This window comes from Cryobacterium serini (genome assembly GCF_004404025.1).
GTDB lineage: Bacteria > Actinomycetota > Actinomycetes > Actinomycetales > Microbacteriaceae > Cryobacterium > Cryobacterium serini.
The window spans coordinates 43,219-67,094 of the sequence record NZ_SOHN01000016.1 but is presented as its reverse complement, the minus strand read 5'-3'; the positions used below and the strand labels follow the sequence as shown (position 1 = coordinate 67,094).

General features: G+C 62.8%; 23 protein-coding genes. 15 read left to right on the top strand and 8 right to left on the bottom strand.

Translation table 11 applies throughout. From position 1 onward, the window contains the following. The first annotated feature begins 37 nt into the window (after window positions 1–37). From E3T51_RS12310 to E3T51_RS12270, 9 genes are all read left to right on the top strand, one after another. A complete protein-coding gene (locus E3T51_RS12310) occupies window positions 38–1,204 on the top strand; it encodes an NDMA-dependent alcohol dehydrogenase (protein WP_241989310.1) in 1,167 nt (388 codons plus the stop codon). Between the two features lie 198 nt (window positions 1,205–1,402). After that, window positions 1,403–2,236 (top strand): mycofactocin-coupled SDR family oxidoreductase, encoded by an 834-nt coding sequence (locus E3T51_RS12305; RefSeq protein WP_104192429.1) that lies wholly within the window; start codon window positions 1,403–1,405, stop codon window positions 2,234–2,236. Window positions 2,237–2,299: 63 nt separating this feature from the next. Then, window positions 2,300–3,139: a mycofactocin-coupled SDR family oxidoreductase gene (locus tag E3T51_RS12300; RefSeq protein ID WP_104192428.1), complete on the top strand. Its 840-nt coding sequence runs from the start codon at window positions 2,300–2,302 to the stop codon at window positions 3,137–3,139. Window positions 3,140–3,167: 28 nt separating this feature from the next. Next, window positions 3,168–4,079, top strand: a complete 912-nt coding sequence (locus E3T51_RS12295; protein ID WP_104192612.1) for an AAA family ATPase — start codon at window positions 3,168–3,170, stop codon at window positions 4,077–4,079. 99 nt (window positions 4,080–4,178) lie between these two features. Further along, window positions 4,179–5,060 (top strand): vWA domain-containing protein, encoded by an 882-nt coding sequence (locus E3T51_RS12290; RefSeq protein ID WP_198417867.1) that lies wholly within the window; start codon window positions 4,179–4,181, stop codon window positions 5,058–5,060. A gap of 26 nt (window positions 5,061–5,086) precedes the next feature. Beyond that, window positions 5,087–6,295, top strand: a complete 1,209-nt coding sequence (gene mftD, locus E3T51_RS12285) for a pre-mycofactocin synthase MftD (RefSeq protein WP_134530088.1) — start codon at window positions 5,087–5,089, stop codon at window positions 6,293–6,295. A gap of 87 nt (window positions 6,296–6,382) precedes the next feature. After that, the gene (gene mftE / locus E3T51_RS12280) at window positions 6,383–7,141 is read left to right on the top strand and encodes a mycofactocin biosynthesis peptidyl-dipeptidase MftE (protein WP_134530087.1); all 759 of its coding nucleotides are present in this window, start codon (window positions 6,383–6,385) and stop codon (window positions 7,139–7,141) included. Beyond that, window positions 7,138–8,547: a mycofactocin biosynthesis glycosyltransferase MftF gene (gene mftF / locus E3T51_RS12275; RefSeq protein WP_134530086.1), complete on the top strand. Its 1,410-nt coding sequence runs from the start codon at window positions 7,138–7,140 to the stop codon at window positions 8,545–8,547. Before mftE ends, mftF begins: the two co-directional genes overlap by 4 nt. Window positions 8,548–8,620: 73 nt before the next feature. Then, window positions 8,621–9,361 carry a DUF429 domain-containing protein gene (locus E3T51_RS12270; RefSeq protein WP_134530085.1) on the top strand — a complete coding sequence of 247 codons (741 nt, stop codon included), beginning with the start codon at window positions 8,621–8,623 and terminating at the stop codon, window positions 9,359–9,361. 135 nt (window positions 9,362–9,496) lie between these two features. On the opposite strand, the gene E3T51_RS12265 is transcribed toward E3T51_RS12270, so the two are convergent. Further along, window positions 9,497–10,033 (bottom strand): GNAT family N-acetyltransferase, encoded by a 537-nt coding sequence (locus E3T51_RS12265; protein WP_134530084.1) that lies wholly within the window; start codon window positions 10,031–10,033, stop codon window positions 9,497–9,499. A gap of 653 nt (window positions 10,034–10,686) precedes the next feature. On the opposite strand from E3T51_RS12265, the gene E3T51_RS12260 reads away from it, so the two are divergent. Beyond that, window positions 10,687–11,436, top strand: coding sequence for an SDR family NAD(P)-dependent oxidoreductase (locus E3T51_RS12260; RefSeq protein WP_134530083.1), 750 nt, complete (start codon window positions 10,687–10,689; stop codon window positions 11,434–11,436). A 348-nt stretch (window positions 11,437–11,784) separates the two neighbouring features. On the opposite strand, the gene E3T51_RS12255 is transcribed toward E3T51_RS12260, so the two are convergent. The 7 genes from E3T51_RS12255 to E3T51_RS12225 form a co-directional block, all read right to left on the bottom strand. Then, window positions 11,785–12,825: a hemolysin family protein gene (locus tag E3T51_RS12255; protein ID WP_134530082.1), complete on the bottom strand. Its 1,041-nt coding sequence runs from the start codon at window positions 12,823–12,825 to the stop codon at window positions 11,785–11,787. Next, window positions 12,818–14,185 (bottom strand): hemolysin family protein, encoded by a 1,368-nt coding sequence (locus E3T51_RS12250; RefSeq protein ID WP_134530432.1) that lies wholly within the window; start codon window positions 14,183–14,185, stop codon window positions 12,818–12,820. Before E3T51_RS12250 ends, E3T51_RS12255 begins: the two co-directional genes overlap by 8 nt. Window positions 14,186–14,444: 259 nt before the next feature. Further along, window positions 14,445–15,446, bottom strand: a complete 1,002-nt coding sequence (locus E3T51_RS12245) for a hypothetical protein (protein ID WP_134530081.1) — start codon at window positions 15,444–15,446, stop codon at window positions 14,445–14,447. Then, window positions 15,443–15,799, bottom strand: coding sequence for a GntR family transcriptional regulator (locus E3T51_RS12240; protein WP_134530080.1), 357 nt, complete (start codon window positions 15,797–15,799; stop codon window positions 15,443–15,445). The genes E3T51_RS12245 and E3T51_RS12240 overlap by 4 nt, the downstream gene beginning before the upstream one ends. 101 nt (window positions 15,800–15,900) lie before the next feature. Then, window positions 15,901–16,263, bottom strand: coding sequence for a transcriptional regulator (locus tag E3T51_RS12235; protein ID WP_134530079.1), 363 nt, complete (start codon window positions 16,261–16,263; stop codon window positions 15,901–15,903). 2 nt (window positions 16,264–16,265) lie between these two features. Further along, window positions 16,266–16,718 (bottom strand): hypothetical protein, encoded by a 453-nt coding sequence (locus E3T51_RS12230; protein WP_134530078.1) that lies wholly within the window; start codon window positions 16,716–16,718, stop codon window positions 16,266–16,268. Between the two features lie 341 nt (window positions 16,719–17,059). Further along, window positions 17,060–18,031 carry a sugar-binding transcriptional regulator gene (locus E3T51_RS12225; RefSeq protein ID WP_198417866.1) on the bottom strand — a complete coding sequence of 324 codons (972 nt, stop codon included), beginning with the start codon at window positions 18,029–18,031 and terminating at the stop codon, window positions 17,060–17,062. A 160-nt stretch (window positions 18,032–18,191) separates the two neighbouring features. Between E3T51_RS12225 and E3T51_RS12220 the strand changes: the two genes are divergently transcribed. The 5 genes from E3T51_RS12220 to E3T51_RS12200 all read left to right on the top strand — a co-directional run bounded on the left by E3T51_RS12220 (window position 18,192) and on the right by E3T51_RS12200 (window position 23,719). Beyond that, window positions 18,192–19,328, top strand: a complete 1,137-nt coding sequence (locus E3T51_RS12220; RefSeq protein ID WP_134530077.1) for a zinc-binding dehydrogenase — start codon at window positions 18,192–18,194, stop codon at window positions 19,326–19,328. 113 nt (window positions 19,329–19,441) lie between these two features. Beyond that, on the top strand, window positions 19,442–20,743 hold the full coding sequence (locus tag E3T51_RS12215; RefSeq protein ID WP_241989309.1) for an RbtT/DalT/CsbX family MFS transporter: 1,302 nt from the start codon (window positions 19,442–19,444) through the stop codon (window positions 20,741–20,743). Beyond that, complete coding sequence (locus E3T51_RS12210; protein WP_134530075.1) at window positions 20,740–22,455, top strand: dihydroxyacetone kinase family protein; 1,716 nt, start codon at window positions 20,740–20,742, stop codon at window positions 22,453–22,455. The genes E3T51_RS12215 and E3T51_RS12210 overlap by 4 nt, the downstream gene beginning before the upstream one ends. A gap of 47 nt (window positions 22,456–22,502) precedes the next feature. Continuing rightward, the gene (locus E3T51_RS12205) at window positions 22,503–22,970 is read left to right on the top strand and encodes a ribose-5-phosphate isomerase (RefSeq protein WP_134530074.1); all 468 of its coding nucleotides are present in this window, start codon (window positions 22,503–22,505) and stop codon (window positions 22,968–22,970) included. Next, a complete protein-coding gene (locus E3T51_RS12200; protein ID WP_134530073.1) occupies window positions 22,967–23,719 on the top strand; it encodes a GolD/DthD family dehydrogenase in 753 nt (250 codons plus the stop codon). The genes E3T51_RS12205 and E3T51_RS12200 overlap by 4 nt, the downstream gene beginning before the upstream one ends. Window positions 23,720–23,876 lie beyond the last annotated feature (157 nt).

Below are 23,876 nucleotides of genomic sequence, written 5' to 3'. Positions count from 1 at the left end.
CGACGACGTGGATCGAACGCATCACAAAAAGGAGAACATGATGAAAACCCATGCAGCCATACTTCGTGAACAACCGGGACAGTGGCAGATCGAAGAGGTTGATCTGGACGATCCGGGTCCCACGGAGGTGCTGGTCGAAATGGTCGCCACCGGGTTGTGCCACAGCGACGAGCATGCCACGAGCGGAGACATGCCGATCAACCTTCCTATTGTCGGCGGGCACGAAGGCGCTGGCATCATCCGCGCTATCGGCAGCCAGGTTACGGACTACGCAGTGGGCGATCACATCGTCACGTCATTTATCCCATCCTGCGGAAAGTGCCGGTGGTGCGCGATGGGCCTGCAGAATCTCTGCGACTTCGGCGCGAATACCCTGATCGGCAACCAGCCCTCTGGCGGCTACCGCATGCACTCCAACGGTGAAGATCTCGCCACGATGGCCGCCTTGGGAACGTTCGCCGAGTGGCAGGTCTTCGACGAGGCATCCATCGTCAAGATCGATCCCGACATCCCCCTCGATGTTGCTGCACTCGTCGCCTGCGGGGTGCCAACCGGGTATGGCTCGGCGGTGAACTCGGCTGATATTCACAACGGCGATGTGGTGATTATTTTCGGCGTGGGCGGCATCGGTATGAATGCCGTCCAGGGCGCGGCCGCAGCCGGCGCTTCACACATTGTTGTGGTCGACCCGGCACCGTTCAAACGGGAGAAAGCACCCGAGTTTGGAGCGACGGAGGTCTTCGCCGAGGCGCAAGCCGCTATCGACTTTGTGCGCAGCATCACAAACGGGCAGGGCGCAGACGCCGCGATCTGCACTCCGGGCGTGTTGCACGGCGACATCATCGGCACAGCGACGGATGCCATCCGAAAGGGTGGAATCGTCGTCGTCACGTCAATGTCACCGCTGGGCGAGGTCGGCATCCCGACGGACCTGTTCAGCCTGGTCATGAACCAGAAGCGCATCCAGGGTGCGCTCTACGGCTCGTGGTCTCCGCGCTACGCCATCCCGACGCTGCTCGGTTTGTATAAGCAGGGCAAGCTCAAGCTCGACGAACTCGTCACCAACCGGTACACACTCGACCAGATCAACGACGCATACCAGGATATGCGGGATGGCAAGAACATTCGGGGCGTCATCCTCCTGTCGCCCGTGGCCACGGAGTCACCCGCCGCCCTGCGCGAGGCCGTCACCGTCGGCGCCTAAGAAAACACCACCCCACCCCCGCCTCGCGGAACGCCGGTCACGGGGTCGCCCGACTTGTTACCGAGCATTGGCGGCCTCGTGCCCGGTGCCCGCAAGACGCAGCCTTCGCAAAATTCGCCGCACCTGGGCAAGCTTGCGACTCAGAGCCACGGATCACCACCCGTGATCCGCGTATCCATGGATCGAAAGGAGCACGCAATGGGGCGTGTAGAAGGAAAAGTAGCGTTCATCACCGGTGCCGCTAGAAGTCAGGGGCGCAGTCATGCGCTACGACTGGCTCAGGAGGGCGCGGATATAATTGCGGTCGACATAGTCGGTGCGGTCGGGTCGGTGCATGCGTACCCGATGGCCACCGAGGAGGATCTTGCCGAAACCGTGCGTCAGGTGGAAGCGTTGGATCGCCGCATCATCGCCACACAGGCCGATGTACGTGACTCAGCAGCGCTGAAGGCGGTCCTGGCCGATGGGGTCGCTCAGCTCGGACGGCTCGATATTGTGTCAGCCAACGCAGGGATCTTTCAGATGTCCCCGGCGCTCGAGCTTGAGGACGCCGCATGGCAGGAGACTATCGACATTAATCTGACCGGCGTCTGGAACACCTGCAAGGCGGCACTGCCGCATCTCATCGAAGGTGGACGAGGCGGGTCGATCATTCTTACCAGTTCGACTGCCGGGATCAAAGGACTTCCTAACACCGTCCACTACACAGCAGCTAAGCACGGGGTCGTCGGCATCATGCAAACGCTTGCCAACGAGTTCGCCCAATACTCAATTCGAGTGAACTCGGTGCATCCAACAACGGTCAACACGATCATGATCCAGAACGAAGACGTGTGGGGGTTGTTCGATCCGTCCAATCCGAACCCTACCCAGGATTCGGCAGTCGAGGCCTTCAAGAGTCTCAACGCCCTGCCGGTCCCGTGGGTGGAACCGGTCGACATCAGCAACGCGGTACTGTTCCTGGCCTCCGACGAAGCAAGATTCATCACCGGCGTCACCCTCCCCGTCGACGCCGGCAACCTCGTCAAGTAACCAATCGACGCGGGGCAGCGCGAAGCGCACCGCCCCGCCACATACGGAAGAAAAGAGACAGCAATGGGAAACCTCGACGGCAAAGTCGCCTTCATTACCGGCGCGGCGAGAGGACAGGGCAGAAGCCACGCCATTCGCTTGGCACGAGACGGCGCCGATATCATCGCGATCGACCTCTGCGAAGGTGTCGATAGCGTTACCTCATTCTATGAACCAGCAACGGCTGAGGACCTGGCGGAAACCGTACGGCAAGTCGAAGCTCTCGACCGACGCATCGTGGCGAAACAGGCGGATGTGCGCGATATCGACGCGCTGACCAAGGCCGTCGATGAGGGCGTCGCACAACTGGGGCGGCTCGACATCATCGTCGCCAACGCCGGAATCTTCACCTTCGGTTCGGACACGCAGAAGATCGACGAGCAGTCCTGGAAAGACCTCATGGACATTAACCTGACCGGGGTCTGGCACAGCTACAAAGCGGCTGCCGACCATCTGATCGCATCGGGCGCCGGTGGCTCGGTCATCATTATCTCCTCGCTGGCCGGATTCAAGGGACTCGCGAACGTCGCCGCGTATACGGCTACCAAGCACGGCGTCGTCGGCCTGATGAAGGTGCTCGCCAACGAACTCGGTCCTCATGGAATTCGGGTCAACACGATCCACCCGAACTCGATCGACACGAAGATGGTGAAGAACAGCAACACTTACAAGCTGTTCCGCCCAGACCTCGACGATCCTCAGGCCGAGGATGCCGAACCCGCATTCGCAGGGATGAGCCCCATGGGCAAGGCTTGGATCGAGCCAATTCACGTATCAAACGCGGTCGCCTGGCTCGCCTCTGACCAGTCGTACTACGTTACCGGAGGTCAGATACCGGTCGACGGTGGAGCGGCCATCAAGTAACCACCCCGTGCCGAACGAAGGAGAACACTTGGCACCCAGCACCATCGTCGACACTCAGAGACGAGTGGCAGCGCACCTCGTCGGCCGCGAGCGCGAACTCGAGCTGACGCTCGCAGCCGTCGCAGCCAGCCGCGACATCTTACTTGAGGGGCCGCCGGGGACTAGCAAAACCACCATACTGAAAGCCATCACCGAAGAATGGGGTATCCCGTTGCTTTTCGTCGAGGGCAATGCCGACCTCACCCCGGCCAAACTCGTTGGGCACCACAATCCCGCGCGGGTGCTGCGGGAGGACTATAGCGCCGACAACTTCGTGGCGGGGCCCCTCATCGAAGCGATGCAACGCGGCGGGTTTCTCTATATAGAGGAGTTCAACCGGGCACCGGAAGATACCCTCAATACCCTGCTCACCGCGATGGCAGACCGCGCCATCGCGGTACCTCGGGTCGGCACCATCGTCGCGGCACCGACCTTCCGAGTGGTTGCGTCGATGAACCCCTATGACAACGTCGGCACGACGCGGTTGTCGACGAGCGTGCACGATCGTTTGAACCGACTCGCGATCGGCTATCAGGACGAGCCGGCCGAACGCGGAATCGTCACGCTTCGCACCCAGGCCAACGGTGATCTTGCCGACCGCCTCGTTATCGATGCGGTATCCGTCACCCGGGCAACGAGGCGTCACCCGGATGTACGCCAGGGAAGCAGCGTGCGTGGCGCGATTGACTGTGTCCTTGTCGCGCTGCAACTCGCACTGCTTCGACACCTCACGTCGCCACTGGATGATGCGTACCCCGAACTCGTTTACGATGCCATGACCGTCTCCCTGTCCGGTCGCATCCACCTCGACGAGGCCGCGGAGAGCTCACCCGAGCGCGTGTTGCGACAGATCTGGGAAGACCATTTTGTTCTGGAACCGGCCATTGCCGAGCCCGGCTGAAGGGAAGTCGAAACGGATTCGCCCATGTCCAAACCAGGCCACCAGAAGCGTGCAAGAGCCGCATTACGTCGCAAGCCGAAGGATCTCACGGAGGATCCGGTGATTTTTGAGCCTGGCGCGGGCAGTTCCGGCCTGGTATTGCGGGCGCAGGCTTCTAGTCGTAACGCCGCACGCAAGTCGCCACCGGGTCATACTGCAGCGGGCATCACCGACGAAACGGGTCAGCTCGTGCTCGACAGCTCCGACGCGGTCGCCATCGATCCCCTTGTGCGCAGCCGTGCACGACAGATCGCCGCGCGGTTGGCAATCCCCCGACCCAAAACAGACTCCATGGCCCACCGCGGGTTTGGCAAACTCGCGAGCCTGCCCTACCGGGGCGGGTCAGACGAGATCGATCTCGATCGCACGATCGAGATGCTCGCCGAACACCCGATTCCAGAAGACGAGGACATCATCGTCCGGGAACGCATTCGCACCCGCCGGTCGGTCGTGCTCCTCGTTGATGTCTCCGGCTCAATGAAGGGCGAGCGGGTGCAGACCGCTGCAGCGACGGTCGGGGCCCTCGCCGGCGAACTCCAGAACGACGCCCTCGCCGTCATCGCCTTCTGGTCGGACGCGGCCATCCTGCTCGGCCTCGGCCGGGAGGTGAAGCCGATGGACCTGCTCGACTCCATCCTGCAGATACCCGCCCGCGGGCTCACGAACATCGCCTTCCCCCTCGAACTCGCCACGCGTCAGCTGGCGCAGGTACCAACACGGGGAGCGCGCGTGATCTTGTTGTCCGACTGTGTGCACAACGCAGGCCCGGACCCGCGGGAGCACGCGGCCCGGCTGGGGCGACTCGACGTGCTCATCGACGTGAGCGGTGAGAAAGACATCGCGCTGGGCCGTCAGCTCGCGACGGCCGGGCACGGTACCGCTCATTTCGTGCGTACCCACCGCGACGTTGCTCCGGCCCTCGGCCAACTTTTTAGAACCTGAACGACGACAAGAAAGCTGGAATTCCAATGGCGAAAAATGCATGGTTTGAGACCGTAGCCGAAGCACAGCGACGAGCCAAAAAAGCGCTTCCCTCGTCCGTATACGGGGCACTCGTTGCGGGTTCCGAGCGCGGGCTGACCATTGACGACAACATGGCAGCGTTTGGCGAACTAGGCTTCTCCCCGCATGTCGCCGGGCATCAGGCGGTGCGGGACCTGACGACGACGGTGATGGGCATACCTATTTCTTTGCCGGTCATCATCTCCCCCACAGGCGTGCAGGCTGTGCACCCCGACGGTGAAGTGGCCGTTGCCCGGGCATCCGCTAATCGCGGCACCATCATGGGGCTGAGTTCGTTCGCCAGCAAATCCGTTGAAGACGTCATTGCTGCCAACCCGAACACGTTCTTCCAAATGTACTGGTCGGGTTCGCGGGAATCGATGGTGCAGCGGATGGACCGGGCGCGCGCCGCCGGCGCCAAGGGACTCATCGCCACCCTCGATTGGTCTTTCTCCAACGGCCGCGACTGGGGCAGCCCGCAGATTCCGGAGAAGATGAGCCTGAAGACGATGATCAACTTCGCGCCCAACGTGCTCCCCCACCCACAATGGCTCCTGCGCTTCGCGAAGTCCGGACGCATCCCCGACCTCACCGCTCCCAATCTCACTCCCCCCGGCGGCACCGCACCGACATTCTTCGGCGCCTACTACGAGTGGATGCAGACGCCGCCACCCTCCTGGGAAGACGTGGCCTGGATGCGCGAAACCTGGGGCGGGCCATTCATGCTCAAGGGCGTCACCCGCATCGACGATGCCCGCCGGGCCGTCGATGCTGGCGTAACGGCCATCTCCGTGTCCAATCACGGCGGCAACAACCTCGACGGGACTCCGGCGACGATCCGCATGCTGGCCTCGGTGGCCGAGGCGGTGAACGGTGACGTGGAAATCGTGCTCGACGGCGGCATCCGTCGAGGCAGCGATGTCGCCAAGGCCCTCGCACTCGGCGCGCGCGCGGTCATGATCGGCCGCGCCTACCTGTGGGGCCTCGCCGCAAACGGTCAGGCCGGAGTCGAGAATGTACTCGACATTCTGCGTGGCGGACTCGACTCGGCCGTACTCGGCCTGGGTCATGATTCGATCCACGAGTTGTCTCCAGCGGACTTCTACATCCCGCCGACGTTCTCACGCACCCTCGGCGCGACACGGAGCACAATCGAAGCTACGACCCGGCACTAATCACGTCACCATCAACCACGTCACCGCCATCGCGGCGGTGCCCGGCACTTTTCGGGACCAGACTAGAAGTCGAACGAGAGGGCACACGTGCACGGTGAATTGGCTTACAGCACCTGGCCAGCACTGTCGCCTACCCCCGTCGTTCTTGTTCCCCTCGGTTCGACGGAGCAGCACGGACCACACCTGCCGTTCTCCACCGACACCATAATCGCCTCGGCGGTGGCAGAGCGAGTCGCCACTGATCTGACCCTCCGGGGGCATTCCGTTGTCGTCGCCCCCGCCCTGCCGTATGGGGCGAGCGGTGAGCACCAGGATTTTCCGGGAACCGTGTCGATCGGCACCGAAGCGCTCACGATGGTCATTATCGAGCTGGTACGCTCGCTGTCCACCTGGGCTGGTCGCATTGTGCTCGTCAACGGCCATGGCGGAAACCTTGCTGCGCTCACTGCATCCGTCTCGCTGCTGCTCGACGAGGGTCACGCTGTCGCCTGGGCTCCCTGCGCGGTCACCCGGGGAGATGCCCATGCCGGAATCACCGAGACATCGATTCTGCTGCATCTCGACGCCACGTTGGTCGACCTGGCATCGATTGTCCCTGGCGCGACGACACCGATGTCTGCACTTTTTGGCCGGCTCAAGTCGGAGGGCGTGCGGGCGGTATCGCCGACCGGGATCCTGGGCGACCCGACCAAAGCCACCGCCACGATCGGCGCTGCCCTCATGGCTGAGATGTGCGACGGTGTGCAGCGCCGGATCCTCGGCGAGTCCATCGACCCGCGCGGATGCCTTCGCGATCCCGCCCGGCGCACAGTACCGGCCTCCGTCGCTACGGAAGGTCGACCATGAAGCCGCCCACCGCTCTGCTCCCCCCCGGTTTCACGGTCGAACTCAACCGCACGGTCACGGTCCGTGACCAAGGTCGATCCCTGGTCGGAGGCTCCCCGACCCGCGCAATCTATCTCTCCCGGGCCGCCGCCAGCATGTTCGCCGGCCGCCGCCTGGCCGTCGACCGTGCAGGCTCGGGCGCCCTCGTGGACAAGCTGCTCGAAATTGGCATGGCCGATCCGGTACTCGACACGCTTCCGGCAGCGGATGAGAGCGACGTCACCTACGTGGTTCCAACCTACGGCCGGCCGCAATCTCTCGACCGCCTCCTAGCGAGTATTGGGCCACACAAATCGGTCATCGTGGTCGACGATGCCTCGCCCGATCCAAGCGAGGCGAGACGGATCGCCGCTGCCGCGGGAGCCCGTTTTATCGCCTTGCCCAAGAATTTGGGTCCAGCCGGCGCCCGCAATGCGGGGCTGCGATTGGTGCACACGACCTATGTCGTGTTCGTCGACAACGACATGGTCGTCACCGACGGCGCTGTGGCAACATTGCTCCGGCACTTCGTTGATCCGAGGGTTGCCCTCGTCGCGCCGCGAGTGATCGGGCTCCAGCTGTCGACCCGAGTCAACTGGATCTCTCGTTACGAGGACGCACGGTCTTCGCTCGACCTCGGACCAACTCCCGCCACCGTACGGCCACGCGCGCGGGTGTCGTGGGTGTCAACGGCTTTCGTTGTGGCGCGTGTCGAAGCCCTCGGCGCCGGGTTCAACGACGGTATGCGAGTCGGCGAAGACGTCGACCTCGTGTGGACACTCGTCGAACAGGGGTGGAGGGTGCGCTACGAACCGGCCGCGACCAGCGCCCACGAACACCGAGTCACGTTGTCCGACTGGGCCAAACGCAAAGCGTTCTACGGCACGGGCGGCCACGCATTGGCACTTCGACATCCCGGCAACATCGCCCCGGCAATCCTCGCGCCCTGGAGCGTCGGAGTCATCGTGGCGCTGCTCGCCCAACGGGCATGGTCGGTTCCCCTCGCCCTCGGAATTTCGGCCGTTGCCGCAGTACGCATCTCGCGCAAGCTATCCCGCCACGAGCATCCGCTGCGTATCGGTATCAAGCTGACGGCCACCGGTGTCGCCGCGTCGCTTTCGCAGACGATGGCCCTGCTCACGCGGCACTGGTGGCCGATCGCGGTGCTCGGCAGCATCGTCTCCCGACGCGTACGCCAGGCAACGATCGCCGCCGCCGTACTCGACGTCGTCCTCGACTACCGACGCACCAAACCGCAACTCGACATCGTGCGCTTCGGGATCGCACGCCGAGCTGACGACCTCGCCTACGGGGCAGGTCTCTGGCTCGGCGCGCTCCGCGGGCACTCGACGGCGGCGCTCCGCCCCGACATCCGCGGGCGTCGCTAGTTATTCATTGCGCGTGCCACCACGTGGAAACGAAGCTATCCCATTAGCGGACCACACATCCTAAACTGAGCGCATGCGCACTGCCGGAGTGGATCTCGCCGCCGAGCCCAAGGGCACTGCACTGGCCGTCATCGAGTGGTCCGACAGCCGAGCATCACTGTGTGAGCTCCAGCTCGGCGTCACCGACAACGTCATCGCCCGCACAGCGGGTACCGTTGAGAAACTCGGCATCGACTGTGCGTTCGGCTGGCCGGACGAGTTCGTGCATTTTGTGGTCGCACACTCCAACGGCGACCCGCGCCAGCCCAGAGTCGACGGCGGCATGGACTGGCGCCGCACTCTGGCCTACCGCGAGACCGATCGTGAAGTACGAAAAAGAACCGGACGTTGGCCGCTCAGCGTCTCCACCGACCGGCTCGGACTCACCGCCATGCGATGCGCCGGGCTGCTGGCTCGGATCTCCGAGACCGGCATCATCATCGACAGGTCAGGTTCTGGAGTCGTCGCAGAAATTTACCCGGGAGCATCGCTCCGCCTGTGGGGGTTCTCTACGACGGGGTACCGAACAGAGCCCACCGGTCGGGAGCAGCTTCTGCAACGCATCCAGGATGCCGCGCGATGGCTCGATCTCGGCCCGTACGCCCCCGAGATGATCACCTCAGCGGATGCCTTCGACGCCGTGATCGCGGCACTCGCCGCCCGCAGTGCCGCCCTGGGATTCTATGAGCCGCCGGAACCATCCGTGCTTGATCGTGCCCGTCGAGAAGGCTGGATATTGCTTCCGTCCGGCCCACTCGGCGATCTACTCCGGTAGCCATCGACGTGCTTCTCCGTTCCACCGTCCCACGCCCCGCCGTTTACGGATAATGATCTGGTCCGCTTGTTCCGGGAGCACGGCGTGGATGCCGCGATCTCAAGGTTTTGATGGTTCACCGTTGGGGCTGGATGGTTAGGTGGCGACCTGTTCGCACGGGCCGTGTGGCGAGTCGAGGAGCTTCTTTGTCATCTTGTAATTGGTCAGCCGCACACCGCCCAGCACCGGGTGCTGTTCTACGTCGACGGTGAATCCGCGGCGCTCGAAGAAGGGGCGGGCGGTGACGCTGACGTCGGCTGTCAGTTCTATCAGCTGCGCTGTGCGCGCGTGGGTCTCCACTCTGGCGATCAGTTGTCGTGCAACCCCCCGTCGCTGGTATCGGGGCGCGACGAACAGCATGTCGATATACCCCACAGCGTTCACATCGGTGAAGCCTGCTAGTGCACCATCCACGGTTGCCACGTAACTGTTCCGCTCCTGCATCGACGCATTCCAGGTGGGCAGATCTCGCTCTTCTGGCCGAGCCCACGCCTGAATCTGCTCCGCTGAATAGTCGGCGGCAGCGGTCTCGGTCACCGCAGCAAGGAATGTTGCCAAGGTGTCGGCAGCATCCGCCTGACCGTAGGGACGGATGGCGACGGCCGACGTGCCGGGTCTCTTCGGAGCAGTCAATTAGAAGTAGCTAACGCACGATTTATACCAACTTGACACGTTTCCCGGCGCTGTCCCAAATTGCCAATTCAGACTCGATTTTCCGCTGTTGTAGGAGTGACGGCCAGACTGGGTGGGATTTGCAGACAAAGTTCCCTGCCAAGTGGTATTTCCTTGATATGTCCAGAGTCGGACTTCGCCCGTGCTCGTCCAATTGATCTGAACGACTTTCGGGTATCCGCAGGTATCCGTTCGTTGCCCCCAATAGGTCATGGCGTTTGCGGGGAGCGCGGGGCCGAGAATACCCAGCATGATAGCGACCGTGATCATGGTTGCACTTGACCGAAGTTTACGCAAAAGAACCCCAATGTTCCTATGTGAGACCTGTTCGAATTTTCCTGAGACTAGTGGACTCGTCAGCTGAAATCAAGAGAACCCGTTGAATGCCAGCGTCGTGGGTGGACGGTTTGAGACACCCAGTTCTCCTTCGCAAACTCTGCGGGGCCGCTTGCTTACGACCAAGGGACGATGCTGATCAAGAACGCCGCCGCCCCGACCGCATCGCCACTATGGCATCGATTCGTTAAACCGCACCTTTCGGTAAGCCTCGGTGACCTGGCCCCGAGTAGGGTGGCGAGTGAAAGGCTCAGGCAAGCAACGAGGGAGATAAATCGATGACTGATTTTCAGGGAAAAGTGGCACTCGTCACGGGCGGCGGATCCGGCATTGGCGCGTCCATTTCACGAAAGCTGGCCGCAGCAGGCGCATCGGTCGTGGTCAGTGACCTCAGGCTCGATGCCGCACTGAAGGTAGCCGAAGACATCACCGCCGCCGGGCACTCCGCCGTAGCAGTCGAGCAGAACACGACCGTTCCGGCGCAAGCGGATGCTGCCGTACAGTTCGCGATCGACACCTACGGCGCACTCCACCTCGCGGTGAACAACGCGGGAATCGCCCCAGCCCCGGCCCCCGTCGGTGAACTCGACCTTTCCGATTGGGACAAGGTCATAAACGTCAACTTGAACGGCGTCCTCTACAGCCTTCGCTACGAAATCCCCGCCATCGAAAAATCGGGCGGTGGATCTATCGTGAACGTGTCGTCCGTCCTCGGCACCAACGGTGAACTCAACGCCTCATCGTACGTCGCAGCAAAACATGCCGTCGTCGGACTGACGAAGGCGGCCGCCCTCGAATATGCAGCCAAAGGCATCCGCATCAACGCCGTTGGCCCCGGTTACATCGACACTCCACTGCTCAGCACCCTGCCGAAGGAAACGTATGACGGGCTCGTTGGACTGCACCCAATCGGCCGGCTGGGCACGGCGGATGAGGTCGCCGACCTGGTCATATTCCTGCTGTCAGATAACGCGAGTTTCATCACCGGCAGCTACCACCTCGTCGATGGCGGGTACTCGGCGCGCTGACCACATTGATCGCGCACTTGTGGATAGACCCAGCATGCGCTTCGAGAGGGCCCTCGTCCGTGCGCCGCAGCGCGACGACGAAAGCGATGCGCTGGGTCTAGCGCGACGGCGAGGGGCATGCTCGTTCGTGGCGGTGGGGGGTGGTTCGGTCATTGATCGGGGCCCAGGGCCGCTTCTCGCCGTGGTCACCGTCGCCTGCTTCGTTCGGCGCAGAAGGCCGCACCTTCTCTCTCGTAGCACGTGGAGACGCCGGTATCCGCAGTGTTCAGATCGGAGCGACGTGAAACAGTAGCCGATTAGCGTCGTGACTGGCCGGAGCACGCATCCGCTGCAACTCGTTACGCGCAGCTAAATGCTGGTGGCGTCTTCGATCTCTCCGATGAGTTCTTCAATGATGTCTTCGAGGAACAAGACTCCGGTGGCGACACCGTCCGCGTCGAAGGACGTGGCGACGTGCGCTCCCAGCCGACGCATGGCTGCCAGGGCATCTTCCAGCTCGCTGTCCCGGAAGACGGACGCCAGGCGACGGATGCGTTTGCCGGGCACGGGCCGGGTGAACACGTCTGCGTCGGTGAGGTCCATGACGTCCTTGAGGTGCAGGTATCCCGTGGGATGCCCGTCCTCGTCGGTGAGAATGTAGCGGGAGTATCCGTGTTGGGCGACAGCCCGTTGAATGTCGGACGGCGACGCCAAGGCGGGAAGGTGAACCATGGACGAGATGGGGACTTCCACATCGGAGACGCGTTTCGAGGTGAACTCGAACGCAGCCGAGAGGGTGCCCGAGGCATCCTGCAGCATTCCTTCGCGCGTGGACTCTTCCACGATTCCGGCAACCTCGTCGAGGGTGAACGCGCTGGTCGCCTCATTCTTCGGCTGCACCTTGAACAGGCGCAGCACCCCGTTCGCCAACCAGTTCAGGCTGCCAATAACGGGGCGGAAAATGCGGGCGACGAGCACGAGCGGCGGTGCCAGGATGAGCGCGGCGCGGTCGGGAACGGAGAAGGAAATATTCTTGGGAATCATTTCGCCAAACACGACGTGCAGGAAGGTCACCAGCGCCAAAGCGATACCAAAAGCGATCACGCTGATCGCGGCGTCGGAAAGTCCGGTCACGGCGAGTGGATATTCCAACAGACCGTGAATGGCCGGCTCGGAAACGTTCAGGATCAGCAGCGAGCACACGGTGATGCCGAGTTGGCTGGTGGCCAGCATCAGGGTCGCGTGTTCCATCGCCCACAGGGTGGTCTTCGCTGCCTTACTGCCGCGTTCGGCGAGGGGTTCGATCTGCGACCGGCGGGCCGAGATCACTGCGAACTCGGCGCCGACGAAGAATGCGTTGATGATCAACAGCACGACGAGCCAGATCAGGCCCGGCCAGTACTCACTCATGGGTCAGGTCCTTCTGAATGTGGTTGACGATTCGGTCGTGTCTGGAAGCCAGACTCGGGTCATGTTCCGGATCAGAGGGCGTGTAGCGCACGCGTTGAACCTGCACGCCATCCACCCGGTCGATCCGCAAGACCCCTCCGTCGACCGGGACCTCGTCGCCCACCTCGGGAATCCGGTCGAGCTGATCGGCGATGAACCCGGCAACGGTTTCGTAGTCGCCGTCGTCGGGAACGGTGACACCGGCACGGTCGAGCAGTTCGTCCGGCCGCCAGCTGGCGTCGAACACCAGGGAGCGCCCCGAGCGGATGACGCCAGCTTTCGCCCGGTCATGCTCGTCTTCCAGCTCGCCCACGAGTTCTTCGACGAGGTCCTCCAGCGTGACTATGCCCGCCGTTCCGCCGTATTCATCAGCGACGACCGCGATCTGGAAGCCCTGCTTACGCAGCAGAGCGAGGAGAGTGTCCACGGCCATCGACTCGGGTACACGCAGCGCGTCCACCTTGAGTTCGTTGGCAGTGATCTGGTCGCGGCGGTCAAGTTCGACTGCGAAAGCCTGCTTAACGTGCAGGACCCCGACAATGTCGTCGGAGTTCTTATCAATGACGGGAAACCGCGAGTAGCCGGTGGCTGTGGACAGCCGCACGATGCTCTCGGCTGTATCAGCGACCTGGACCGAGGCCATCCGCACCCGAGGTGTCATGACGTCGGCGACCGTGTGATCGGCGAACCGGAGCGTGCGGTGCAGCATTGCCGCATGATCGGTGTCGAGCACGCCCTCCAGGGCCGACCGCCGCACCAGGAAGCTAAGTTCTTCCGCGGTGCGCGCGCCTGATAGTTCTTCCTTGGGCTCGATGCCCACCATTCGGATCAGGGCGTTGGCAGTGTTGTTGAACAGCAAGATGATCGGTTTGAAGATCGCGGTGAACAGTGCTTGCGGGGGCACGACGATCTTGGCCGTGGCCAACGGTACGGCTAAGGCAAAGTTTTTCGGCACGAGCTCGCCAATCACCATGGAGAACAGCGTCGCTACTGAAATCGCGATGATGGAGCCGAGCACGGGGATCAGGCCGTCGGGTACGCCGACTCCTGCCAATGGCTCGGTCAGCAGAGATGTAATTGCGGGCTCGAACGTGAACCCGGTCAGCAGCGTTGTCAGGGTGATGCCCAGTTGCGCGCTCGACAAGTGCGTCGACGTGATCTTCAGCGCCTTGATGGTCGGTCCGAGACGCTTTTCGCCACGTTCCTGACGGGCCTCGAGATCGTTACGGTTCAACGTGACGAGGGAGAACTCGGCCGCCACGAAAATACCCGTACCCACGGTCAGGAGCAGGCCTACCCCCACCATCGCCCACTCAAACAGCATGTGGCCCCCTCAAAATCGGAGACATTGTGCGAGGAAGCGATGAAAGGGGCGAGGGTTTATCAGGGTCCATTATTTATTCAGAATACCAAAGGCCCTCGGCATAGGCTGAGAAAAGATCCGCACCTTCCGCCGGCGAGCAGCTACGACACCCAACCGCAGTGATCCTATTGGCACGCCGTATCGATTCGGTCGACAACGTTCCTGACAGCCAACACGACATCCGAACGGCGCAGACCCCCGGCGCCGGGCATTCCCATCATCGCTTGCTTTCCCTCGGCAGCTCCGGGGCTGCAGCATTGTCGTCTCGAAGCGTTGCCAGCAGGGCTGCCGGCGTTTCGGGATCGTCGAGACTGATCGCGAACTGCTTCTCGTTTTTTGTCGTCACAATCAGCCCGGGTCCCTTTCTCAAAATGACCGCGGATCGTCCGGGCATGATTCGGTACCCCCACCCGCCCCACTCAGCGGGTCGAAGTTCGGCGGCCTCGACGACAGCAATGGCTTCTAGGCGGATGCGCTTCAATGGAATCCGAAATATGGCCGAGACCACCCGCAGACCCCGCCAATCTGCCGTCACGCGCAACCGAACGAACGAGGCGACTAACACACTGGCGACAGCGATCACGGCGATGCCAACGATTTGGTCCGAGGCCCGCCCGGCGACGACCGCCGGCCCATAAATGACGGAACCGAGAATGATCAGTCCAATCGCCACCCACAGGAACAGGTTTCCCGTGATCGTTTGGGACCAAGCACCAACGGCACTGGGCGCGAATTCGATTCGCCCCTGGACATCCGTCGCCTCCAGCCGGGGCCTTGGTGCGATTAGGAAGGGGATGATCCCATAGCCGGCGGCGACGAATGAAACGATGACCCATGCTCCGAGCACAACTTCATACGGGTCGCCGACCTGCATCGTCAGGCCAGCGGAGAGCAGCCATGTAACGGTACCCATTCCGCCGAACACGCCGAGGAAGAAATAGGCGCCTCGCCTGGCGCGCGCGCTCATTCCGGGCCAAACACTTATCGCGACTCCAGCGACGGCCGGCACGCCTGTCATCCCGAGGTTTAGGGCGAGCAGCGCTCCCACAGCCATCGCATCGTCGGCCGGCCCTGAACCTGACCAGTGCGAGGCGAGCTCAGTGGGAAGGTCGTCACGCCAGACCCACCACGAGATGATCACCACCAACACCGGTACGCACAACGAGGCCCCCGCCAAAACTTTCCGAACCATCTCGGTACGCACGCTCTTCGCGCTCATGCCATTCCACCCCTCTGGATCAATCGCACAATATCTGACTGGGTCAATCCCAACTTTCGCGCCTCGTGCATCAACTGCGCTGCCAGCTCGGTCACGTGAATAAGCCCAGCGCCAGCATCCTTGCGCACGAACGCCCCACGCCCCTGACGCATCTCAATCACTTCGTCGTTTCGCAGCTCGGCATATGCGCGCAACACCGTGTGCATGTTCACGTGCAAAGACTTCGCCAGATCACGTGCTGGCGGCAGCCGGTCACCCGGTTTCAGGTCACCGCTCACTACCCCGGAACGCACCTGCACAGCAATCTGCTCCGCCAGCGATACCGACGAAGACGCATCCACCACGAACAACATGTTTACAATATTACTAGAACAATCATGCCTCTTGAAATCTGATGACGAACTGCACCCGAGCCCATGCATCCAATTGCCAACCTTTTGCGGAACGAGCAGCGTCACCGTGAAGAATCAGCGTCATGGCTTTCCGACCTCGAGGTTTCGGGAATCTGTTCCGCAGCTATCTCCATCTCGGCCACATTCGCGGTGAGTTCCCTTAAGGCCTCAATATGACCTCGGTAGGCTTTGCGGCCCTTCGCGGTCAGAGAGAGCGACGTACGTACTCGGGAATTAATCACGGTCTTGGTGACATCGACGTAGCCAGCTTCACTGAGCGGTTTGACGTGTTTGCTAAGGACAGAATCGCTAACGCTCAACAGATCTCGGATTACTGAGAAGTCGGCGTTCACCACTGCCGAGAGGGCAGCCGTAAGGCGAAGCCGATTAGGCGCGTGAATCACTTCATCGAACGCGGCTTCCATGCTCACGCTCCTGCAACAGTGGTGGGCAGGTTCCTTTCCCACCACCATGGGATCACCAACGCAATGAAGGGAAGCGCAAGGGCGAGTACCACGACAGGCCAGACATTTTCCGTCAAGGTCCCAATGACAAGGCCGCCGATCGGAAACATAAACATAACTGCAACGAGAACCAGACGTCCCGCTATGTGCTGACCAGGCTGAGCAATCAACCGGCGAGGTCCCGAGCGCTGAAACAGCCAGATCGAGGTGATGATGGCCACGAACGCGCCGATGCTCACGACGAATGTCCAAAGTTCAGGCAGGAGAACGGCGGCAGTGGTAGCGCCACTCGCCAAACCGACGGTGGCAATAAACGGTCTAATCGAACGCGCGCGCAGTCGCATCGCGTCCTCTGCGGCATGCGCAGATTTCAAGGCGTCATTCGCAGAAATGGGGACTCGTTCTTCGTTTAGCACCTAAAACTCATTTTCCAATAGGGACATTCCGATATGGAAACTATACCATTTTCCATAACGGAAAATGGCAAGAATGGCACAAAGGTCTTCTCTGTCTGCCTCGCAGGTCGAGAGTTTCGCGTCAGGTCGATGCGCCACCGCCGCCGATGAAGCAAACGGGACTAGATTCGCCGCATTCAACAACGAACGGCCGATGAATTAACTCATAAATCGAACGTTGAGCGATGCAGGAGGACTATTCCTCTGCTCCGGCATAGGGCAGCATCGCCACCTGTTATGACAAACTCGCTCTGAGCTATCGCGGCGGAGTCCATCTGGTCAAAGACATCAAGAAACACACCCTAGCGGCGCAGGTGCTCGAGCACAGCGGTTGCGGTCGCTGTGTCGGTGATCAGGCGACGAAAGAAGCCGGCCTTGGCGCCGCTCGCAATGCTGGGAACCTTATCGGCGCCAACCGCGACCCCGACGGTGAACGGAATGCCGCGCAGCACGTCGACGGAGGTGTTCACCATGCGCTCACTGCCCGGGAACTGCACGGTGGCTCCGTCGGTGTCGAAGAAATTGAGGCAGATATCGCCGACCGACCGCAGCAGCGAGTCATCGTCGATCGGGATGAACCGGGAGATTGACTGTCGAGAGGCGGGGGGTGATCCGATGCCCACGAGGGCGCCCTTGGCGGCCTCCCAGAGTCGTTGTACCCGTTGGAAAGACGGGTCGCGCTGCAAGCTTGCATACATTTCCGGCGAGGGCAGTGCTTGCGTGAAGAGAAAAGCCGGCACGCCACCGCTGCGCTCCGCAACAGCCCGGGCGAGTTCGTTGGACTGGTGCCACGGTTCCGGCTCGGTCTGACCGCCGACGGTCGGGGCGATGACCACCCCGGGCAGCCGGGGCAGGATGCCCTGGCTGAGCTCGTAGATGGTGCGGCCGGAAGAAACCAGCAGAACGTCGCCGGGCTCGAGTGACATGTCCGAGAGGGCCGCGTTCACCTGGGGTGCCAGGCCACCGCGGATTCGCGCGGACTGGTCACCCGGGGCAAGGTAGACCCGGGCTAGGCCGAGGGCGTCACGCAGGGCCGCGGCGAGATCGTCCGTCGAGTGCTGTTCGGGATTGACGACCTCGATGCGCACTACGCCCACGCGCCGGGCCTCGGCCAGCAGACGACTGACGAAGGGCCGGGAGATCTTCATGACCGCGGCGATTTGCGCCTGGTTGTCTTCGTCGACGTAATACATGCGAGCCGCTTCATAGAGCGCGCTGAGCGGGTAGCGAGCCTCAGGCCGGTCGCCGACTGTGTCCATGGGATGCTCGCTCATTGGGGGGATCCTTCCGCGGGGTGTACACGACCATCATGGCCTATGAACAAAGACGTGAACAAATGTTCCGCACATAGCAAACACAGAAATTTTGTTCTGCACAGATGTGTCGATAGTGTCGGAGAGCATCAAAGTTATCGGATGATCCAAGGAGGGGTCCATGTCCACCGCAACACTTTCGGCTACAACGCAGTCCGTCAAACGATCCGAATCAACGTCAACGCTGCCCAGCTTCATGCAGGCCGTCGTCGTGCACGGCCCAGAAAAATACGTTATGGAACGACTCCCGGTGCCGGTCCCCGGCCCTGGCGAAATGCTGATCAAGGTTGAGGCGGTCGGCGTGTGTGCCAGCGACCTCAAGTGTTACCACGGCGCCACCAAGTTCTGGGGCGACGAGGACCGGCCCGCTTGGGCCCAGACCGGGATCACGCCCGGCCACGAATTCGTCGGCACCATTGTGCTGGCCGACGACGTGGCTGAGGCTCACCATCAAGTCAGCGTGGGCGACCGCATCGCCTGCGAACAAATCGTGCCCTGCGGCGAATGCCGGTACTGCACCCGCGGCCATTACTGGATGTGCGGCCCCCACGACATGTTCGGCTTCCGCAACTTCAACGGCGCCATGGCGGAGTACCTTGTCGTGCCGATTCGGGCTCTTACTCACCGCGTCTCCCACGAACTGCCAGCCGCACACGCCGCCTTCGCCGAACCGCTGGCCTGCTCGCTGCACGCCGTCGAGCGTGCCAACATCCACTTCGATGACGTGGTGGTCATCGCCGGGTGCGGCCCGATCGGTCTGGGCGCCATCGCTGGCGCCAAGGCCAAGGGCGCGCGGGTCGTCGTGGCCCTCGACCTGAGTGACGACAAACTTGCCCTGGCAGGCAAGTGCGGCGCCGATATTTTGCTCAACGCGGGCACGAGTGATGTCATTGCAGAGATCACAGCCATGACGGACGGTTATGGCGCGGATGTTTACATCGAGTGCACCGGGCATCCGTCGGGCGTGAAGCAGGGTCTGAACCTGCTGCGCAAGCTCGGCACCTTCGTGGAATACTCCGTCTTCGGCTCCGACGTGACCGTGGACTGGTCGATCATCAGCGACGATAAGGAGCTCGATATCTTCGGCGCGCACCTTGGCCCAAACTGCTGGCCTGCCGCGATCAAGATGATCGAGTCTGGCGTTCTGCCAATGGACGACATCTGCACCAACCAGTTCGCCCTCAACGACTATCAGGCCGCGCTTGACCTTGTCAGCGATACCGCGGGCGCCTCGGTCAAGGTCAGCATCCTTCCGTAATCGGCAGTCCGGTGCATCGCGGTCATTGTCGCGGTGTCTCCCCTGGCCCTGTCGGGCCACGCTTTTCAGGCCGACCTCACTCGGCCATAGCACGATGACGTGAACGGATGATTGTGACCCAAACCCTCGAACGACCGGCCTCCACGCGGGAAACCCGCCTCGACCGGATCGGCATTCCGCACTCCCTACGCTGGGGCTTCCTCGGCGTGCTGGTCTTCATGACCGGTAATGGTGTGGAATCCAACTTCATCGCACCACACATGGCCGCGGCGCTGCCCACGGCCGCAGCACTCGTTCCGACGATCATCACCATGTACGGCGTGGCCGTGCTCGTGGCCTCCTACCTGTCCGGGGCGCTCTCCGACCTGTGGGGCCCACGCCGAGTCATGTTGCTCGGTTTTGTGGTCTGGATGGTCTTCGAAGCGACGTTCCTGCTGGCGCTCAGCGGCGAATCAACCGTGGGGGTGATGATTTCGTACTTCCTGCGTGGATTCGGCTTCCCGCTGTTCGCCTTCGCCTTCCTGGTCTGGATCAATGCCGTGGTGCCGTCCAAACGCAACGGCACGGCCGTTGGCTGGTTTTACGTGATGTTCACAGGAGGCCTGCCGACCCTCGGATCACTCTTCGCCATCTTTGCCATTCCCGCCTTCGGGTCGGGAATCGGCGGGGAGTACCTCACCATGTGGGCCTCTGCGGGCATCGTGACGATCGGGTTTCTGATCGCCTGGACGGGTATCCGTGAGCAGCGTGGCCGGTCGCGGTTGGTTCCGCACGAGGAGACCACCAGTCGGGTGCTGTTATCAGGCCTGCGCCTCACGGCGACCCAGCCGAAGATTTTGATGGGCTTCCTGGTGCGCATCATCAATACCGCCCCGCAGTTCGGCATGTTCATCATTCTTCCGAGCATCATCGGCGGTGAGCTCGGCTGGACACAGGCCCAGTGGCTCACCATGACCGTGATTGTGTTCGCCTCCAACGTGGCCTTCAACGCTCTGTTCGGTGCGATCGGTGACAAGTGGGGCTGGCGCCGTACCGTTCGCTGGTTCGGGATCGTCGGCTCCGCGATTGGCCTGCTGACCTGGTGGTACGTGCCACACTGGGTTGAACCGGGCTCCGACTGGGGCTTCCGGGTCTCTGTTGCCGCTGGTGTATTCTTCGGAATCATGCTCGCCGGGTTCGTGCCGATGGGCGCGATCATGCCAGCCCTCGCCCCCGAGCACAAGGGCGCTGCGATGGCCATGTACACGACCGCCGCCGGCGGTGCGGCCTTTCTGGGCGCAGCCGTGGTTGCCATCGTGCAGCCCTGGGGCGGCAACATCGGTGTGGTGTGGGCGTTCGTGATCCTCTACGGCGCCGCGTTTATTATGATCAACTACCTTCGCGTGCCCGAAGATGAGCCGGGAGCACGTTCGTGACCCGCTTGTTCGGCGACCCGGCCGAATTCGCTGAGGATCAGTTGGCCGGATTCGTCGACCTCTACCGTGACCGCCTGCGGGGCGTCCCCGGCGGAGTCGTCGCCCTCCCATCCGGCCCCCCGCAGGTCGCCGTGATCGTTGGCGGCGGCTCCGGCCACTATCCGGCATTCGCCGGCCTCGTTGGCCCGGGTTTCGCAACCGGTGCGGTTGTGGGCAACATATTCACCTCGCCCAGCGCCGCCCGAGTGTACTCCGTCGCCAAAGCCGCCCATCAGGGTCGCGGCGTCGTGCTGAGCTTCGGCAACTACGCCGGCGACACCATGAACTTCGGCATCGCCGCCGAGCGGCTGCGCAAAGAGGGCATCGACACCCGCATCGTCATCGTGACAGATGACATCGCATCCGCTGCCGAGGAACAGTTACGACGCGGCATCGCCGGAGACTTCACCGTCTTCAAGGTCATGGGTGCCGCGGCAGCGACCGGAGTCAACCTCGACGAGGTCGAACGGCTCGGTCGGGCGGCAAATGCCGCCACCCGCACCCTCGGAGTGGCCTTTTCCGGCTGCACCATGCCCGGTGCCCACGAACCGCTCTTCGACGTGCCCGCAGGCCACCTCGGGCTCGGCCTCGGCATTCACGGCGAGCCCGGCATTCGCGACGAGCCGATGCCCACCGCGGCCGATCTCGCCCACACCCTCGTGAATAGCGTGCTCGCTGAGGCCCCAGCGCACGCTGCAAGCAAGCGCGTGGCCGTGATCCTCAATGGCCTCGGTACCACCAAATATGAGGAGCTCTTCCTTCTCTGGAGCCACATAGCGCCACTGCTCCGCGAGGCGGGGCACACCACCGTCGACGTGGAGGTCGACGAAATCGTGACCAGCCTCGACATGGGCGGCTGCTCACTCACCCTGATGTGGCTCGACGACGAACTCGAAACGCACTGGCGCGCGGATGCCTACACGCCCGGCTACCGCAAGCAGAAAGCCCCACTAGTGAGCATCGACACCACTTTGGAGCAGGGCCACAGCGCGGTGGAGGTCGCCGCAGTCGCACCCGACTCCAGCGCGGCGGGCCGCAAACTGGCCGGGCTCGCCTCCCGCGGCCTACTCACGATGCAGTCGAGCCTGCACGAACACGAGCAGCGACTGGGCGATATCGACGCGATCGCCGGCGACGGCGACCACGGACGCGGGATGGTCAAGGGAATCGACGCGGCCGTTGCCGTGTCGACGACCGCCTGCTCCAACGCCGCCGGGGTGGCCTGGCTGCTGCAGCGATCCGGACAGGCCTGGGCCGAGGAAGCGGGCGGAACCTCGGGCGTGCTCTGGGGCGCGGCGCTCGAAGCTGCTGGAATGGTACTCACCGATGATCGCGACCGGTATCTCCCGAGTGACATCGTCGCGGGGGCTGAAGCGTTCCTCGAGGCCATCGTCGACCTCGGCGGCGCGACCATCGGGGACAAGACCATGGTCGACGCGCTGATTCCCTTCGTGGACGAGCTGCGGGCCCGGGTCGCTACCGGGGCGAGTGTGCAGTCTGCGTGGCGCGCGGCATCCGTCGTCGCTACCGTCGCGGCCGCCGACACCGCCGCACTGACCCCGAAACTCGGCCGCGCCCGGCCACTCGCCGCGAAGAGCGTCGGAACCCCGGATGCCGGGGCCACCTCGCTCGCGCTGCTCGTGACCGCGCTCGGTGCGATGAGCCACTCGTGATTGACTGACCGACTGACCGACTGACTAATTGACTGACCGACTGATTGATGGAGAGAAACATGCGCGTTGTAGTGGGTTCGGATGACGCCGGATACGAATATAAGGAAGCACTGAAAGCAGACCTGCTGGCCAGCGGGCTGGTGAGCGAGGTGATCGATGCTGGAGTGAACGGTGATGACCACACCGCCTACCCGCACGTGGCCGTGGCCGCAGCCCGCACCATCGCGGCCGGCCAGGCAGACCGCGCCCTGCTGATCTGCGGCACCGGACTCGGCGTAGCCATCGCCGCCAACACGGTCAAGGGAATTCGCGCGGTCACCGCGCACGACTCCTACAGCGTGGAGCGTTCGGTCCTTAGCAACGACGCCCAGGTGCTCTGCATGGGCCAACGCGTGATCGGCCTCGAACTCGCGCGCCGCCTCGCGCGAGAGTGGCTCACCTACACCTTCGATACCGAAAGCGCGAGCGCTCAGAAGATCACCGCTATCAGCAGCTACGAGAGGGACGAATCATGAGCGTCGCGGTCCAGGACTTCGCCGGAAAAACAGCAGTCATTACCGGAGCGGCGAGCGGCATCGGGAATGCGGTCGCCCACTACTTCGCCGAACGTGGAGCCCAAATCGTGGGAGTGGACCTCAACGACTCGATCGTGAGGGCCATGGCCGAGCTTCCCGGCGGCGGCCACCACGCCGTGGCCCGCAACCTCACGGAGCCGGGGGCCGCCCGGGACGTAATCGCCGAGGCCGTCGCGGTCGCCAGACGAGTGGACATTCTCGTGAACTCCGCCGGTGTCGCCCTGCTCGACGCAGCGCTCGAACTCTCGGAAGAAAAATGGAACGCCACCCTCGCCGTCAACCTCACGGCGAGCTTCACGATGTCGCAGGCTGCGGGGGCAGTGATGACTGCGGCCGGTTTTGGTCGCATCGTCAACCTCGCCTCGCAGGCCAGCGTGATCGGGCTCGAACAGCACGTGGCGTACTGCGCAAGCAAGGCCGGCGTGCTCGGAATGACCCGAGTGCTGTCCCTGGAATGGGCGCCGTTTGGCGTGACGGTCAACGCGGTCTCGCCGACGGTCGTTGAGACCCCGCTCGGCAAGGCAGCCTGGGCGGGAGCGAAGGGTGAGGCCATGAAGAGCCGCATTCCGGTCGGGCGTTTCGCCCGCCCTGACGAGGTGGCGGCCCTGATCGCATACCTCGCGAGTGAGGCCGCGGCAATGGTCACTGGCGAGAACATTCTCATCGACGGCGGGTACGCCAGCATCTGATCCGCGCTGTGGGGGCAAAATGCGTGAGTCGCATCTACACCAGGGAGAGCAGATTGAAGGAATTATGCTGCACGAAGACGTTCGGTCACGAAAGCCTGTGCCACTCGTTCACTAGCGCTGCGATGTTCTGATCACAGTTCGCCTTGTTTCGGGGTCC

Excerpts from the sequence above, each read along its gene's own strand:
- E3T51_RS12310 (WP_241989310.1), top strand. The coding sequence starts at position 38 with ATGATGAAAACCCATGCAGCCATACTTCGTGAACAACCGGGACAGTGG.
- E3T51_RS12305 (WP_104192429.1), top strand. The coding sequence starts at position 1,403 with ATGGGGCGTGTAGAAGGAAAAGTAGCGTTCATCACCGGTGCCGCTAGA.
- E3T51_RS12300 (WP_104192428.1), top strand. The coding sequence starts at position 2,300 with ATGGGAAACCTCGACGGCAAAGTCGCCTTCATTACCGGCGCGGCGAGA.
- mftD (WP_134530088.1), top strand. The coding sequence starts at position 5,087 with ATGGCGAAAAATGCATGGTTTGAGACCGTAGCCGAAGCACAGCGACGA.
- mftF (WP_134530086.1), top strand. The coding sequence starts at position 7,138 with ATGAAGCCGCCCACCGCTCTGCTCCCCCCCGGTTTCACGGTCGAACTC.
- E3T51_RS12270 (WP_134530085.1), top strand. The coding sequence starts at position 8,621 with ATGCGCACTGCCGGAGTGGATCTCGCCGCCGAGCCCAAGGGCACTGCA.
- E3T51_RS12260 (WP_134530083.1), top strand. The coding sequence starts at position 10,687 with ATGACTGATTTTCAGGGAAAAGTGGCACTCGTCACGGGCGGCGGATCC.
- E3T51_RS12255 (WP_134530082.1), bottom strand. The coding sequence starts at position 12,825 with ATGAGTGAGTACTGGCCGGGCCTGATCTGGCTCGTCGTGCTGTTGATC.
- E3T51_RS12245 (WP_134530081.1), bottom strand. The coding sequence starts at position 15,446 with ATGAGCGCGAAGAGCGTGCGTACCGAGATGGTTCGGAAAGTTTTGGCG.
- E3T51_RS12240 (WP_134530080.1), bottom strand. The coding sequence starts at position 15,799 with ATGTTGTTCGTGGTGGATGCGTCTTCGTCGGTATCGCTGGCGGAGCAG.
- E3T51_RS12235 (WP_134530079.1), bottom strand. The coding sequence starts at position 16,263 with ATGGAAGCCGCGTTCGATGAAGTGATTCACGCGCCTAATCGGCTTCGC.
- E3T51_RS12225 (WP_198417866.1), bottom strand. The coding sequence starts at position 18,031 with ATGAGCGAGCATCCCATGGACACAGTCGGCGACCGGCCTGAGGCTCGC.
- E3T51_RS12220 (WP_134530077.1), top strand. The coding sequence starts at position 18,192 with ATGTCCACCGCAACACTTTCGGCTACAACGCAGTCCGTCAAACGATCC.
- E3T51_RS12205 (WP_134530074.1), top strand. The coding sequence starts at position 22,503 with ATGGAGAGAAACATGCGCGTTGTAGTGGGTTCGGATGACGCCGGATAC.
- E3T51_RS12200 (WP_134530073.1), top strand. The coding sequence starts at position 22,967 with ATGAGCGTCGCGGTCCAGGACTTCGCCGGAAAAACAGCAGTCATTACC.